The organism is Mycobacterium pseudokansasii, from assembly GCF_900566075.1.
Lineage (GTDB): Bacteria > Actinomycetota > Actinomycetes > Mycobacteriales > Mycobacteriaceae > Mycobacterium > Mycobacterium pseudokansasii.
In genome coordinates, this window is record NZ_UPHU01000001.1 from 5,158,249 (window position 1) to 5,173,707 (window position 15,459).

The 15,459-nt window shown below is 63.3% G+C and carries 13 protein-coding genes and 1 pseudogene; 3 read left to right on the forward strand and 11 right to left on the reverse strand.

Annotated elements, in window-relative coordinates; genetic code table 11:
• Nucleotides 1–850: 850 nt before the first annotated feature.
• Entirely contained in the window at nucleotides 851–1,057 is a 207-nt protein-coding gene (locus tag EET10_RS23075; protein WP_136623014.1) for a hypothetical protein, read from the reverse strand.
• A 422-nt stretch (nucleotides 1,058–1,479) separates the two neighbouring features.
• Between EET10_RS23075 and EET10_RS23080 the strand changes: the two genes are divergently transcribed.
• Nucleotides 1,480–2,310 carry a hypothetical protein gene (locus EET10_RS23080; RefSeq protein WP_099187678.1) on the forward strand — a complete coding sequence of 277 codons (831 nt, stop codon included), beginning with the start codon at nucleotides 1,480–1,482 and terminating at the stop codon, nucleotides 2,308–2,310.
• A gap of 161 nt (nucleotides 2,311–2,471) precedes the next feature.
• Nucleotides 2,472–4,055, forward strand: coding sequence for a PPE domain-containing protein (locus EET10_RS29310; protein ID WP_136623015.1), 1,584 nt, complete (start codon nucleotides 2,472–2,474; stop codon nucleotides 4,053–4,055).
• Between the two features lie 172 nt (nucleotides 4,056–4,227).
• On the opposite strand, the pseudogene EET10_RS32435 reads toward EET10_RS29310, so the two are convergent.
• From EET10_RS32435 to EET10_RS23135, 10 genes and pseudogenes are all read right to left on the reverse strand, one after another.
• Nucleotides 4,228–5,295, reverse strand: a pseudogene (locus EET10_RS32435) (secretion protein EspK); the annotation flags it as partial.
• A 1,210-nt stretch (nucleotides 5,296–6,505) separates the two neighbouring features.
• Entirely contained in the window at nucleotides 6,506–6,793 is a 288-nt protein-coding gene (locus EET10_RS23100) for a WXG100 family type VII secretion target (RefSeq protein ID WP_081260828.1), read from the reverse strand.
• A gap of 33 nt (nucleotides 6,794–6,826) precedes the next feature.
• A complete protein-coding gene (locus EET10_RS23105) occupies nucleotides 6,827–7,129 on the reverse strand; it encodes a WXG100 family type VII secretion target (RefSeq protein WP_036405202.1) in 303 nt (100 codons plus the stop codon).
• An 88-nt stretch (nucleotides 7,130–7,217) separates the two neighbouring features.
• A complete protein-coding gene (locus tag EET10_RS23110; RefSeq protein WP_036405200.1) occupies nucleotides 7,218–8,336 on the reverse strand; it encodes a PPE family protein in 1,119 nt (372 codons plus the stop codon).
• A 99-nt stretch (nucleotides 8,337–8,435) separates the two neighbouring features.
• Nucleotides 8,436–8,771 carry a PE domain-containing protein gene (locus EET10_RS23115; RefSeq protein WP_280177839.1) on the reverse strand — a complete coding sequence of 112 codons (336 nt, stop codon included), beginning with the start codon at nucleotides 8,769–8,771 and terminating at the stop codon, nucleotides 8,436–8,438.
• 177 nt (nucleotides 8,772–8,948) lie between these two features.
• A complete protein-coding gene (gene eccB, locus EET10_RS23120) occupies nucleotides 8,949–10,406 on the reverse strand; it encodes a type VII secretion protein EccB (protein WP_036405198.1) in 1,458 nt (485 codons plus the stop codon).
• Nucleotides 10,407–10,409: 3 nt separating this feature from the next.
• Nucleotides 10,410–10,559: a hypothetical protein gene (locus EET10_RS29755; RefSeq protein ID WP_167480214.1), complete on the reverse strand. Its 150-nt coding sequence runs from the start codon at nucleotides 10,557–10,559 to the stop codon at nucleotides 10,410–10,412.
• Nucleotides 10,560–10,617: 58 nt separating this feature from the next.
• Nucleotides 10,618–11,226, reverse strand: coding sequence for a hypothetical protein (locus EET10_RS23125; protein WP_051490627.1), 609 nt, complete (start codon nucleotides 11,224–11,226; stop codon nucleotides 10,618–10,620).
• An 802-nt stretch (nucleotides 11,227–12,028) separates the two neighbouring features.
• Entirely contained in the window at nucleotides 12,029–13,147 is a 1,119-nt protein-coding gene (locus tag EET10_RS23130; protein ID WP_099188527.1) for an MBL fold metallo-hydrolase, read from the reverse strand.
• Nucleotides 13,148–13,152: 5 nt separating this feature from the next.
• On the reverse strand, nucleotides 13,153–13,884 hold the full coding sequence (locus EET10_RS23135) for an enoyl-CoA hydratase (RefSeq protein WP_036405197.1): 732 nt from the start codon (nucleotides 13,882–13,884) through the stop codon (nucleotides 13,153–13,155).
• Nucleotides 13,885–13,910: 26 nt separating this feature from the next.
• Here EET10_RS23135 and EET10_RS23140 point away from each other — a divergent pair, with 26 nt between their 5' ends.
• The gene (locus EET10_RS23140) at nucleotides 13,911–15,431 is read left to right on the forward strand and encodes an acetyl-coenzyme A carboxylase carboxyl transferase subunits beta/alpha (RefSeq protein ID WP_051490626.1); all 1,521 of its coding nucleotides are present in this window, start codon (nucleotides 13,911–13,913) and stop codon (nucleotides 15,429–15,431) included.
• Nucleotides 15,432–15,459: the final 28 nt, after the last annotated feature.

Here is a 15,459-nt window from a genome sequence, read left to right on the forward strand (position 1 = left end):
GGCTGTCTTCCTTTGCTCGCACGCTGGTAATTGCTGCGAGCGGGCAGATTAGCTTGGACAAGTAGGTCGCTTAACCCCGTCAATCATAGGTAGTCGGAATTGGACGATCATTCGGCAGCGATGAAATCCGCACGTCACAGCTCCCGACCGGATTGTCAACGGCATGCGAAAACTGGCCTTACGCGGCATATAGACTGCTTTGAATCAGATCTGACATACCTAACCCTCATAGTGCATCACGGCATCGGAATAGTCGCGAAGTGAGCGTTTGACCGAGCAATAGTCAATACCTGTGAACCGAGTGTTATGCGGCCCGAGCTTGACCTCCTGATTCCTTGGGTCGTTCGACGAGCTTGCCGTCTTGAATTCGGCTCCAGCACGGACGAGGGCGGCCGGGTGGGGTGCGTTGACCAGCCGCCAGCGGCGCTGAGCTGGTTTGACCAACGCCCCGTGCCCGGCCGGCTGTTGGGCGGCTACGACACCAACTGCTCAGCACCCGCCCGCGGAAGATCCTCGGCTGGCGTACCCCGGCTGAGGTCTTCGAATCCGAGCTGGGACCATGAAATTCGTCCGGTATTGCGACGACCGCGCGAATCCCCGGTTGAACCCGAGTGCCGCCAGGGGGTCAAAATTCAGATGCCGTCGACAACGTCAAGTCTTAAGTGCAGGGCTTGGATGACTGGCGCATTTCATGATTGTCCAAAGATTCCTGTAAGCCAGTCGGGCACTGTTGGGCGGACAAAATACAACCAACTCACCGCCACGTCCTGCGGTGACCACAGGTGAGACTCGAAGGGTGCGAAGCAATCGCGGATGTGCTAGCCGCGCCACGTGAGGAGACGGGTATGGCTTACGAACAGCAGTGGGCGTCGGCCGGTGTCGATACGTGCCGATAGGCGACCTCGTGGAGGCTGTCACGCAGTACCAGTGCTGGAGCGACGACGACGATGTTGTCGCCGGTGCGGATCGGGCCGCCGTAGGCCGCCAAGAGCGGCTCCTCGCCGGCGCCTGCGGTGAGGATGCAACCGGCCTCGTCGTCGTGGCCATCGGGCATCACAGCTGCGACGGTGTGTGTTTTGACGCGCTGGCGACATACCAGGCGGTTGCGGCCGGGCCTGGGTGTGCGCCTCATCTCTGCCCGAGGAACCGCTCAAGGTCAACATCGCTCCCTAAGGGGTGTGCTATGGGTGCTGGGGCGGTCAGGAAACAACGGCGCGGGGCCGGGCTTACGTCAAGACCGCCGTGGGAGGTCGTTGCTTTTCTATGTTCGCGATCCGGTGTTGCCTAAAGGTTCCGAAATGCCAGAGCGCCCACCTGCGCATTGACTGAAGGATTTCGGCCGAAACCATTTGGACCCCTGATGACAATCAGAACAGATGCACTTCAACGCCGGCCCGAATCGGTGCCAATTGTCGCAATACGAATACGCTGCGTCGGGAAAAGTGATTCCCAACAAAGAATGTGGACAGGAGGTCGGCGATGGCTAAAGAACTGGCCGTTGATCCTTCCGGTTTGGCTACCGCGGCGCACAAATTAGAAAGCTTGGTTCTTCCGCCGCTGCCGCCGCCGATCGCCGCAGCCGGGAAGGATTCGGCCGCGACAGCGGTCAATACAGTCATGCCAGAAATTGAAGCGCTGATCATCGACCGACTTCACAACATCAAGGCCGCCCTGACGCGCACGGGATCCAACCTTGCGACCGCGGCTTCGATGTATACCGAAAGTGATGAGACGCTGGGCAAAAAAATCAGCCAGCTCGGCCAGTTGGTGACCACCCCGGTGAGCCAGCTGGTTTCTCCCGTAGGGGTCGCAGAGCTATCTCAATTATCTGCCGATGCACAAAACATCATCGCCGGCGTGCAGGGGGAAGTGGGCAGCGTCTCGAGCCAGCTCGCTTCATTCACAAGGACGCCGTTGGGACAGCTGGTTGTGCCGACGGCGATCCAGGGGGCATCGCAATTATCCTCTGTCGTGCCAGGCGCCGCTCAGGCCATGCAGGGGGCGATCGGCAGCGCTTCAAGCGGCGGCGGCGCAATACCCGCGCAGCTGACCAACACCGGCACCGCCTCCGACCAGCCGCCCGGCGACGACGCGCAAAGAGGCGACGCAGCCACAGCGGACGACGACCACCGGGCCGATGCAGATGCCCAGGCCGTCACCCAGGGCGCTGTACCAAACCAGAACATGTTGCAGGACAATGCCAGTCAGGGCGCAACCGGTGGCCGTCCGCAGTCAGATCCGCTCGAAGCGCCGGCCGGCCCACCGACTGCCGGCCGGGCGCCCAGGACACCTCCAGAGGTTGAGCTGTGAAAGGTAATCCGCTCAAGCACCCGGCAGGAAACTCTGCCGGTCTTACCACACATTACGGCTGGCAAAACCGGCTCGGCGATCCCCAGCATCGACCCGCGGACCGCACCGATGGTGATTCCGTTTTGCCAATCGTGCTGTAACACTAGGGAGACCGATTCGACATGACTCAACCGCAAACCGTTCAAGTAGACATAAAGGAACTCCTAGAACGAGCCGACGAGCTAGACGCTCCCAGACCCGGACGGCCATCTGGCGGCCCCCAACCCACATGCCACCTTGAAGCCGCCTACAAGGCGAATCTGGAACTTGCGCTGGCTGTCAAGTCCATGCAGATCTACCTGGACGCAGGTGAGCAGGAACGGCGACGTTTAGCGCAAGCCCTGCGCAGCGCGGCCCGAGCTTATGAGGGCGTCGACACCAACGCTACCCAGGCGGTGAATACCGGCGGCTCTGTGTCGGCGACCCCCCTGCCCGGCGATGGTAACCGAGACTTTATCCTGCTGCCTTACGCCGACGTAGCGCAGGCCCAGCGCGCGTTGGCCGCCGCCGGCTCATCCGATTATTTGCCATGGCAAAAGGCTGTGTGGCGCATCCGTGAAGGAGACCAAGGCGCGTCATTGGCCAAAATCTCGGATGAGTGGCTCAATTACAAACTGGTGTTGGAAGATATTATTTTGGCATTGCGGCCCTTTCAATCCTGGAACGGCGATGCGGCCGCGGCTGCGCAGGCGGCCCTTGATACACATCGGCAGTGGTTGCAAGACATGGCGCAAAAATGCGATCAACTCGCCCTCCAGGCCCAAGCAGTCAAAGCGGCACAGGGGACGCTCATCCACCATCACCCCACCCCGACAAACGACCAACGTTACAAACGCGCCTACGAGAACCTTGTTAAGCTCCAAAATTCTGGTAGCCAGGTTGGTTGGTATTTTGAGTACTATCACAGTGATTTTTTTAGCGATGGCCCCAAAGAGCAAAGTTTTACTGAAACAACCAAGCATTACATGGGGCGGTGGTACCGCAAGTACCAACAAGAGTCCGATAATGCGCAAGCCAAGTACGCCCAAATGTCGGCTATCTTAGACATCCAACCGTCGTCGCCGCCCGGCGCACAGGGCAGCATCACCGGACCCGCGCTGTCCACCTCGTCGGCGGTGCCCATTGCTCCCGTGCTGCCCCCCGATACGCTGGACACGTCGAATCCTGTTGGCGCTCCTGACGTATCGGGTGGCGACGGGTCACCAGAGCTACCCTCACTGCCACAGCTGCCCTCACCGCCGCAGCTGCCTTCGCCGCCGCACACCGGGATGCCGGACTCGCCCAACGGTGCCAAAGCGGCCGGTGGGCCGAAGCTTCCCCCGATCAAACCGGCGTCGGTCGGAGCAGGCGGAGCCGGCGGGGGCGTACCGGGCCTGCCATTGGAGGCAGCGCCCCCACACTCTGATGCGGAGGCTCAGCGCGGCTCACGACTTGCAGCGAGCCGTGGCCTGCCAGGGCCTAATCCAGTGAATCCGGCGACACCCGGGGCACTAGCCGGCGGTGGTGGCATGGGTGTGCCGCCGCTGGGCCGCGGCGGTGGTGACGAGCCGGGAGCCCGCAAGGGGAAGCCCAGGGTGAAGGGCGAGGAGTCGCTGTATACCGAGGATCGGCCCCACACCGAGTCCGTGATCGGTCAACGTCGACGCCGGGACCCATCCGACAGCAAAGACACCAAGGAATCAGCTGCCGGGGTCGCGTCGCCATAGCCACAGCCACAACCCGGCACCAGGCGGTCCACCCAACTGGATTCTGATCATCCAACGAACCCCCGGTCTAAGACCACGCAACGACACCGAGGCCACGACGCGATACCCGATGTCCGCATTAGCCCCCTTGAACTCCGACGGACTCGCGGTCGTGGTCGCCCTACTGCAAGGTTCAGCGCGCGTGGGACAGTGCCCTGTCGAGTAGACCGTTGAGGTGTTGCCAGTAGAGCCAATCAGCCACGGCGGCACGCTGAGCAGCCGGCGCCGCGGCACTGTGCGCTTGATGCAGGGCGAGCTCTCGCGAGTGAGCAGCATAGATGTGAAAGGCCCGCAGGTGCGCCTCCGTGCGCCCGGAGGCCTCGCTGGCCATGGGCTCGATCACCCGGAACCATAGCTTGACGCGCTCATCGGATGGCCGATTGGCAGCCACCGGCGCCGGGGGTAATAGGTCGACCAAACGCAAATCACTGGTATCTGCCAGGCGAGCCGCTCCCACAGAATCTATTACCTCCAGACGGGACCGGCCGCGCATTCTGCCGCTGTCGGGGATGTCGTCTGGTTCCAGCACAACCTTTGCCGCGCCAGAATCGCAATTGCTCAACTGCTCTTCAGTGCCGATCACCGCGCGCAGCCGCCTGTTGTGATGGACAGCCCAGGCCTGCACAGCCAGCATCGGATAGGTGGCACAGCGCACCCGCTCGGCAACTGGGATCGAGTCATCGGCACTGGCTAGTTGTATCTGATCGGGTAGCCGCACTTCGTCAGGGATATAGGCCAACCCATAGCTGTTGGCCACCACGATCGCGCCGTCGATGGTCACCGCCGTGATCCAGAAGAAGTCCAGGTCGTCCGCGCCGCCACCGTCGGGCGCATTCAATGCCGCTGCTATCCGCCGCGCCAACCGAAGTGGATCTGCCCCGCCGCGTTTGCGGCGCAACGCTTCAGCAGTGCAAGCCGCCGCAATGGTGTCCCGTGCGGCCCGCGCCGCTGAAACAGGAACCATCGCCGCGGCGGCGATTTCCGGTGGAGTCCCGTTGCCAAGCTCGGTGCGCACAACGGACCGCGCCCGGCCCGCTCCGCCGTCCGGCGGCACCGTTCGTGCGACGGGTGGCGGACCCGACGGCGCCGGCCCGGCAGCAGGGCCCAACCCCCAGCCCGCGCCCGCACTTGATCCCGCTGGCCAACCACTTGATATAGGCCCGCCGTCATCGGCGCCACCTGGGCTCGCGTTGCCAAGCCGCACCATGTCGCCGGTCGGTGCCGCGGGCAGGGGCGATCGGCCACCGACGCCCGCGGGCAGAACTCGTGGTGCGTTCCCAGCAAGTCGCGGACTGAGCGGCTGCGGCGCTGCCGCGTCCAACCGCTTCTCCGGTCCGCCCGCACGCGGGGGCTGCTCCCCCACCGCCGTCGGCGTCACCGGAGTGCCCGACTCAGCCCCCGGGCCGTGCACCGCCGACTGCCGGACACGGCCGGGAGACTCTGCTGCCGATAACGATCCCCAGTGCGCTGACCCAAACGTTTCCGAAACCGGCTGCCGAACGCCAAATTCCGCGGGGACAACTGCGAGCAAATCAGCGCGCTCCTCGGTCGGTACTGTCGGAGCAGCCGATATGCGCGCACTCACCTCGGGATTTGTGGCTGGTGGTGGCGTCTTGCGGTCAAGCAGATACTGCAGCGCACTGGGTGCAGCTTTCCAAGCCTTAGATGCCAAAATCTGCTCGGCGGTATCAGCAACCACACTCAGATTCACCCCGCGCGCTTCACTGACCAAAGCATTGATAGCGGTTCTTCGTTCTTCAATGTCCAGCTTGGGGTCGTGCTCGAGGATGTTGATCTCCCGTAGAGCGCCCTCCACATTGTCACTGATGTTTGACTTGGCTTGTGCGCTCAACCCGGCGACTTGGGCGTGCCAGGCAATCGCCGCGGTTACATTGTCTTGAAGGGTTCTCAACTGCTCGATATGCCCGTCGACTTCGCCATTAGCGGCGTCGGCGGCGCCGCCTGACCAGATGCCGGCATCAAAGATCTCGCTCCGCTGCTGCTGGCAAATTTGCAAGACATCGGAGACCTGCCGCAGAACCTGCGTCAATTTCTGCGCTCGATCATGAAAGGCATCCTCATCAAGGCCCGGCCACCCCCCCGACTCGAGCATCTGCTCGGCGTACTCACCCGTCGGCCTTGGAACGCTCATCTCCTCTGCACCTCCAAAATCTGGGCCAAGGTTGCCGTTAAAGTCATCCGATCTCCTGCTCAATGGCTCGTAGTTACAGTTTTGAGTCGCCACCTGATTTACTCGCTGTGCGAGTCCAACTGCACGCGTGATTCAAGATGCTTTCTTGCGCCTGTTCGGCCTCGACAGTCACCATTTTGGGAAGCCTCGTTGAATCTTATTTGTTACGCAGGAGAGCAAACGAAGAGGCGAGTTCCTGTCGAACTCGCCCCTTCCACTGTTAAGCAAACATACCGGTGACGCGTGATTCGGTTTGGGCCATTGCCTGACCGGCTTCGCTGATCGTCCGGGCTAAATTCTGCAGCGAGCTGTTCAGTTCTGTAGCAGCGTTGTCCCATTCTCGCTGTACCGCTTGATAAGCTTCCGACCCGTTGCCGCCCCATGCTGTCGCGAGTGAGGCGAGTGACTTCTTCCCCTCATCGAGAAGTCCCTGGGTTGTTGTGACAGACCCCTGGAGTTCCGTTGCTCCCGCTTCGATACTGGCGAAATTCCATAGCTGATTTGTCATTTTGTCTGCTCCAATTTCTGCTGGCGGTAGGGATTAGAAGTTCATCGCCGAGGCGAGCGAACCCGCGTGCTCGTCGTCGGCTGACGAGTAGCGCCCGCCAGCGGCATGGATCTTGTTCGAGATTTCGGTGAGTGCCCTGATCTGCTTGCTACCTGCCTCGTGGAAGCGCTGCAACGCGCCCTGTGCCGCGTGGCCAGCTTGACCATGCCATCCGCCGGACAACGAGTTAGCTGTGGACTCCACCTTTGCGATGACAGTTGTGAGCTCCTCGTAGATCCGGTCGAAGTTGGTCGCCTCCTTTGCTAGGACAGCGGCATCGGTGTTCATCTGCGCCATGCTGATACTCCCTCTCTTGCCGTTGCTCGCGCCAAATGACGGCGAGCCTTCCGGCCCCTCCGGCCGGGAAGTCTGTCACTTTCGACGCTCACCAGTCCTCCTGGTCGTGCCAGTCCTCACGGGGTTCTTCGTCGTCGTTGTCGTCCTCTTTGGCGAGCAGCGCGGGCATTAAGCGGCCTGGCCGGGTCCCGGCGCCGGGCGGTGTCGACCTACCCATCCCGCCAGCGGCCACGGGAGCCGCACCACCTGTCGCCGGGGATCCGGCGGCGTTCGGCACCGTCGGAGGCGTATCGGCCTTATCCAGTAGCTGGCTGACCAGCGATGTGCGCGCCAACGTCCCATCTGCACCGGGCAGCGAGCCCGCGTGCAGCAGTCCCGAACCGATGCTTGGGCCCGATCCACCCGCTAGCGGGTGACTAGAAAGCGGTCCCGCGCCGAGCAGTCCCATCTGGACACCGTCACCGTCAGCCAACCCACTGCCAGGCCCGCCGGTGCTGCCCATCTGGCTGAACAGAGATGTCAGCTCCGACAGCGGCTGGGTTAGCTGCTGCATCGGGGACATCATCGCCACGGCCTCCGGGACTGCCTGCTGGAGCATGTCGCCGACGGGAAGTCCAGCGACTTGCGAGCCAATTTCCGAGAGCTGATGCGCCGCGGTTGTTACGGTCTGGTTTATGCCGGCACCAAGGATCGCGGTCATTGGTTGCAGCTTCTCGAAGTTGGTGTTGATGATCGTTTCGGCCTGGTAAATATCCATCGCGACGGCAGCCTGGTGCCACATACGGACGAAATAATCGAATTCCTTTGCGGCGATCGGCACCGTATTGATTCCAAAGAAATTGGTGGCAGTCAAGACCGCGTACGTGATGTGGTTTGCCGCGATGTCGGCCAACGCAGGTGTTGTTGCCATCGCCTGGGTGTATGCCGCGGCCTGTGCCGTAGCCCGCGCCGCGCGCGTCTGTGCCTGCGCTGCCGCAGTGTGCAGCCAAGTCACCATCGGCATGGCAGCAGCGATTGCACGGCTGCTGCTTGCTCCGGTCCATGCCTCACCCAAAAGGCTCAGCCGCGAAGCCAATTCAGTGGCCTGAGCTTCCAGGAAGGTGGCCAGCGATTCCCACCCCATCGCGGCCGCCAGCATTGGAGCTGGACCCGCCCCGGCCATGAGCCGTGCGGTGTTCAATTCCGGCGGCAACGCATGCCACAGCATGATTCACTGCTTAGTTTCGGAAGATTCGGGCTGATCACAGCGACCGCCGCAGCTTGACTTGTTCACCGAGAGCCTCCTCGCTTTCCTGTGCCGGACCGGCTACGCCATCGTGCCGGCGGCGTCATCATCGACTTCGGTATAAATGCGAGCGATGTCCACGAATGCTTGGCCCGTCCGCTTCAGCTCGTCTTGTGCCAAAGTGTTCACCGCAGCCATTTGCATTCCCTCTGCGGTGAAAGCCGCCGCCGCCTGTGCCGAAACCTCATCAGCCCCGGCGGGCACCAGCGCGGCTACCGCCGTCGACACGGATGCAGCTGACTGCAGTCCGCTCAAAGCCATTTCGATCACTTGGGCACCTATGTCGGCAACGACCAATTCGTATGACATCTGATGCATTTGCGGTATTTCTCCTAAACAAAGGGTTGATACTTCCAAACGCTTTAGCTGACCTTTAATCGCAGAAGGCTCTTGATGCCTTTTTCGATGTCCGCTTACATCGCGGGATCGGCATACACCATCGAGATGCCAAACTCCGCCGATTCTCGAGATTGATCTCACCGTGGCCCAACTCGTGGGAGCGGGCGACCGTGGAGGTCAATGTGCTTGTTGTCATCAGGATGTCCCGGGGGATCTGACCGGAAGTCTCCGGGGACTTGGGTCAGCGGGTAGCGTTTCGTGCTCTAACAATGCGGCATCTTTGGACAGCACCGGACCGTCAACCAAGAGTCGAATGATCTCCCATGGCGCGGCGTCCGGCGAACCCATGCCGAGCGCCCTGGCCGAATCGGTGTCCTGCACGCCGTAACGCACACCATCGGCGTCGATGTAGTACATCAACTCGCCGTACCGAGGATCTGGGGACTGGAGCGACACAAACTTGCCGGCATCGATGAAAACAGTTGCCCCTCCTCGAATCTGGTTGACGCCACCGTTCATTTGCGTTGGTTGAAGCGGCAGATGTCGGCCGGACAGCACCGTCTTCTTCGGCGACTTATCGCCGGTTCCCCGTTGCCATGACCAGCACAGAAAGGGCTCATCCGGCCGGTTCGATATCTTGATCGGTTCGTCGGGCAGCGGCGAGGCGTAAATCCGTTCGGGAATCCTGACAACCAAACTCGGTTCCACCAAAGGTGGAGTTACTAGTCCGTCCGATTCCATCGCTCGCAGCGCGTCAGCAGTGGGGGCATTCACCTGAGCGACGCCGTCGGCCAGCACGACAAAGAGCTGCGGCGCGCTCTCCGCATACGTTTGGAATACCGATCCGACAACAAGGTCGTCCGGCAGTCCCAAAGAGTTGTGCGCGCCCGCGCCAGGCACCGGCGGCAACTGCCAGGACCCAACGTCCGGAAGTGCGTTATACATGGCTTCCGACAATGGGATCGGCTTGGCGGTCATGGGAATCCCGACCGCCAGGGTGAGGGCACGGTCGGTGATATCGAAAGCGTGGCGCCCGTCTGACGTAACAACCCATGCTTGGTCCCGATAGGACGCCAACAGCGCCTCATTCGGCTGCATAGATTTGAGCGTGGGATCGATCTGCAGCGGCATTGCTGTCACCACCGTCTGGAGCGTGGGAACATCGCTGTTGGCGTCTGCGACCGTGTCGCACACCGTCCAGACCGACACGTCGCCCTTCGAGACGGGAGTGGCGTATGGGGCACCCGGAATGCCGATCGGCTGGCCTCTCGACATGCTGTTGAAAATGTTTCTCAGCTGAGCGGGGTCGACAGCGGACGGGCTGGCCGGGTTGCCCAACGCCAGCCGCGCTGACGTCAAGTTATAGACGGGATGCACTCGGCCCGAGAGGATTACATAGAGCTGGTTGGTGGTGCGGTCGGCGATAAGGCTTGTGCCGCCGATGTCGCCCTCCGGTTTAACGTAGGCCAGCATCGCGGCGCCGCCCAGGATGACTACCGCAATAACGATGCCAAGCCCGGCCGATCGGTTGTAGAAGTGCAGTGGATCGTCGTACATCCGGGTGTCGCGCCGCACGAGGGCATGCTCAAGCCGGCGAAGCAGAAAGCGCCAGCCGCTGACCTGAACTTTGGTGGTAAGCCGCAGACCTGCCATGATTCACTCGGCACCGTCAAGATCTGCGTGCGCCGCGGCGATCGCCTCGGTGTGGTTTGCGCGGAGCACATCTTGTGGATAGTTCACGTCCAGTTGCTGGACGTCGTGGCGGGACACCGCGGCCTTGCCGCAATGCTGGTTAGCATGCACCACACGTGGCGGCCTCCATCGACCGTCGTCCGGCGCACATGCCAACAAACTCACCAGGCGATCACTTATCGTCGTGTACATATCGCCTCGCGAACACCGCTGCTTCTTCCGCTGCGGCCTGTTCGGGGGTCGGCAGATCGAGGAACTGCTCCATGAGGTCACGAAATTTCTCGGTTTCTCCCTCTAGTTGGCCGATGGATTCGAAAATGAAAGTGCGCTGGGCAGATAGCGCTTTTTGCCGAGCCAGTCCGGCGATCACAAGTATTTCGTCCGCGAGCTCGGACTCAGTCAAATGTGTCAGTGCCGCGGACAGTTCGACCTCGTGGGCTGCGCCGTCGATAAGCGCCGACACCGACACCGTCCCGCTTGGGTTGGTCACGGTGAAGGTCGAGACTGCAGGCTCTTCGTCGTCGTGCTCAGTGCGCGGGCAGATGGCGTCTAGGCCAGTTCCGGTTTCCGGTGGCTCGCTATCCGCGCACGGCGGCAGCGCATCGCGGGGCCCATCCTCGCCGCCGTCATTGTCGGTGACCAGAAAATCTATGTCGGTCGAATCTTGGCTGCCGCCATAGTCGACCGCCAAGAAATCAAGACTGGCCTGATCGTCGCCACCGCGTGCCAAAGTAGGCTCCACGGCGCTGGCGGGAACATCGTCGTCACCGTTGTCCCACATCGGCGATTGGTAAGTATCATCCACGCTAACGGTTACCTGAAGTCGTCGACATCGCCGCGCCGAGGCCGAAGCTGAGCGGCCATAAGGGCCGAATTTCGGGCATAACTTGCCTCCATTGATCGCACTTCGTGGAATGCACAGCCGTACTCGGGAACCAAAAGTCGGGTATCGCGGAGCTACGAACAGTTCCGGTAAGACTGTGCTGGGCCAGCTTTGAGCAAGCGTTCGGCAACGATGAAATGTGCTGGTCAGTCGCGATAACGGCGCGCACGATGGGCAAAATTCCAGCCATCAGCCAGGCTGCATCGGTAACCCGACCTTAGGGCGGGTAAGTCTTGAACTTGGCTGGCCCGGTCTGGGGCCCTGGAATTCTCACCACGCGTGAGTGCGGCTGCGGCTGCGTCGATTTCGTCGGTTAAGGAGAGTGGCGTAGGAGTCCAGGATGGTTTCGAGGCGGGAGTGTTTGCCGGCTGCTTGCTATTCGTTGTGGCTTCAACGAGCACCGTGTCGACCCAGCATCACCGCGTTGGCGAACACCCCGCCGGCCGAATGTGCTCACCCTGAATCCCCCGAACAGGCATGTGCGACACGGTTTGTGGCAGGCGTCGTCGCCGGTCCAACCACGGCGCTTCGACGTCCGTTTCCGGGGCGTGAACGTCGGCGAGATTGCCCGGCGAGGACATCCCGGAATTCGGTTGCGGTGGTGTAGTTGTCGCAGGTTTAGATTTGGAAGTTGTTGGCATGCGGCCAGGTGCCAGTGGCTGGATGCCGAGCGCACTAGGCGCGTGCGATGCACGCTCAGCTAAAGCCGCCACCACGGGCTGGATCGCAACGGCCCGGCCGGATCCACCCGCTGACCCGGCAGCGGCACCGCCACCTTGACTTGCTCGGGCTCAGCAGCCGCCAAGAGCCGCTCGACCGGTTCTGACCACGGGTGCGGAGCCAGCCGGAACGTGCCCCAGTGCACCGGCACCAACAGCCCCGCCCGGGAATCGGTGACGTCCAGATGCGCTCGGATCGCCTCCTCGGGGTTCATGTGAATATCCGGCCACGCGGAGTTGTAGGCGCCGATCGGCATCAGCGTCAGGTCGAACGGCCCGTGGTCCGCGCCGATCTGAGCGAAGCTCTTGGTGTAGCCGGTATCACCGCCGAAGTAGGCGCGATGGCTGGGACCGATGAACGCCCACGACGCCCACAAGGTGTTATCACGGCTCAGAAAGCGTCCCGAAAAGTGCCGTGCCGGCATACAGACGATCCTGAGCTGGTCAACCTGGCCGCTTTGCTGCCAGTCGAGTTCGACGATGCGCTGCTCGGGAATCCCCCACGCCCGCAGATGGGCACCGACGCCGAGGGGCACGAAGAATGGCGCGCGCTGGGTCCGGGTCAAAGCGATGATGGTGTCGATATCGAGATGGTCGTAGTGGTCATGGCTGATCACCACCGCGTCGACGGCCGGAAGGCCCTCCAATTGCACCGGCGGCGGATGCAGCCGCTGCGGCCCGACGAGGTCCGAGGGCGAGCACCGGTTGCTCCACACCGGATCGGTCAGCACCCGGTATCCGTCGATTTCCACCAGCGCCGTCGAGTGACCGAACCAGCTGACGGCCAGTCGGCTGGCGTCACCTTTGTAGATCTCCGGGGCGGCCAGCGGGATCGGTTTGGCGGGCCGGCTGCCACCGCGATTACCCACGAACTCCCAGAGAATGAGCCGCAGTTCCTCCCGCCCCATGACGTATATCGACGCCGGGTCGAGGTTGACGAAGCTGCCGTCCCGGTAATGCGGCGACCCCTCCGAGATGGCGCGGATGGTCGCGGGGTTCGCCCCAAGCGCAGCCGGTGCGCCGTGCAGTGCCCGCACCAGCCAGCCACCGGCCGCCAGCGAGGCCGTGCCTGCGGCCAGGCGCAGCGCTCGGCGCACCACCACGACTATTCCCCCTGAAACCTCGGCGGCCGCTTCTCCACCCGCGCGACCTGTGCCTCGATGACATCTTGGCTGCCCCAGGCCCGATCGAAAAGTTCCTTGTGCTCCGGCCAGGGCTCCTCGATGGCACCATCGTCGTTGAGTACCCGCTTGGCGTGCTGAATTGCCAGCGGCGCCAGGCCGGCGATCTCGGCGGCCCAGGCCTGCGCGTCGGCCAGCGTACCGATCCGGTTGGCCATTCCGGTGTGCAACGCCATCTCCGCGGTCAGCTTCTCCGCAGCCAGCAGCATCGCGCGGGCCCGTCCGTGACCGACCAGCGACGAGAGCCGGCGGATACTCCAGTTATCCAGCGCCAGACCATATTTCGATGTCGGAAACTGAAAGAACGCCTCCGGCGCGACAACCCTCAGGTCGCACTGCATGGCCAGCTGCAGGCCGGCGCCGATGGCCGGACCGTTGATAGCGCCGATCACCGGTATCAGAGTTGCGTCCATGACCCGGTGCAGCTCGATGAGCCGGTCGGGGTAGTCGGCGGCGAATGCGTCTCCGGACAGATCCGCGCCGGCGCAGAACGCCGAGCCCTGACCGGTGAGCACAATCGCGCGGATCGACCCGTCACCGGCTTTGAGGATGGCCTCGCGTAACTCCTCCACCAGCTGGGAATTCAGGGCGTTGCGGCGCTCCGGGCGCTGCAACTCAATTGTCATCACGGCCTCGGCCAGGGTGATACCGATCATTGCGCCAGCCTATATAGCCTCATCGGGTGAGTCGCATCACGACCGACCAACTGCGCGATGCGGTGCTGGACGAGGGCTCGTTCACCAGTTGGGACACCGACCCGCTGCCGGTGCCGGTATCGGAGTCCTACGCACGCGATCTGGCCCGGGCCCGCGCCGCCACCGGCCGCGACGAATCGGTGCTCACCGGCGAGGGACGCATCTTCGGGCGCCGCGTGGCGGTGGTGGTGTGCGAGTTCGACTTCCTCGCCGGATCGATCGGGGTCGCGGCGGCGGAACGCATTACCTCCGCCGTCGAGCGCGCCACCGCCGAGCGCCTGCCGCTGCTGGCGTCGCCGAGTTCCGGCGGCACGAGGATGCAGGAGGGCACGGCCGCCTTCCTGCAGATGGTGAAGATCGCCGCGGCCGTCAGGCTGCACCGGCAGGCGCACTTGCCCTACCTCGTCTACCTGCGCAATCCGACCACCGGCGGGGTTTTTGCGTCGTGGGGCTCGCTGGGCCATATCACCGTCGCCGAACCGGGAGCCCTGATCGGTTTCCTGGGTCCCCGGGTGTACCAGCTGCTCTACGGCGAACCCTTTCCCGCCGGTGTGCAGACCGCGGAGAATCTGCAACGCCATGGCGTGATCGACGGCGTCGTCGCGCTCGACGAGCTGCGCCGCACTGTGGATCGGGCGCTGACGGTACTCACCGATGTTCCCGAGCCGCCGCCGGCGTCGGCGCAGCCCGAGCCGGTGCCCGACGTGCCCACCTGGGACTCGGTGGTGGCGTCGCGTCGGCCCGACCGGCCGGGTGTGGCGCGGTTGTTGCGCGACGGTGCCACCGACCGGGTGCTGCTCTCGGGTACCGGTTATGGCGAAGCAGCGACCACCCTGCTGGCGTTGGCTCGCTTCTGCGGCCAGCCGGCGGTCGTCCTCGGCCAGCAACGAGTCGTCGGCAGTCTTGTCGGTCCGGCGTCGCTGCGCGAAGCCCGGCGAGGAATGGCGCTGGCCGCCGAGCTGCGGTTACCGCTGGTCCTGGTGATCGACACCGCCGGACCCGCATTGTCGGCCGAAGCCGAGCAGGGCGGACTGGCCGGGCAGATCGCCCAGAGCCTTGCCGACCTCGTCACACTGGATACCCCGACGGTGTCGGTGCTGTTAGGCCAGGGCAGCGGCGGACCGGCTTTGGCGATGGTGCCCGCCGACCGGGTGCTGGCCGCGCTGCACGGTTGGCTGGCCCCGCTGCCGCCGGAGGGCGCCAGCGCGATCGTGTTCCGCGACACCGCGCACGCCGCCGAGCTTGCTGTAGCCCAAGGTGTCCGGTCGGCAGATCTGCTGGCCGCCGGCATTGTCGACGTCATCGTGCCCGAGTATCCCGACGCCGCAGCCGAGCCGGTCGAGTTCGCCCGACGGCTGTCGCGCGCCATCGCGGCCGAGGTGCATGCGCTGCGGTCGGTTCCCGGCCCCGAACGCATGGCCGCTCGGTTGGCGCGCTATCGGCGCATCGGGTTGCCGCCGCAACACCACGCACCCGGCACACCGCCGCAGTACGACACGGTGGTCTGAGTTTCGGCGCGTGGTGCCAAGTGCCACC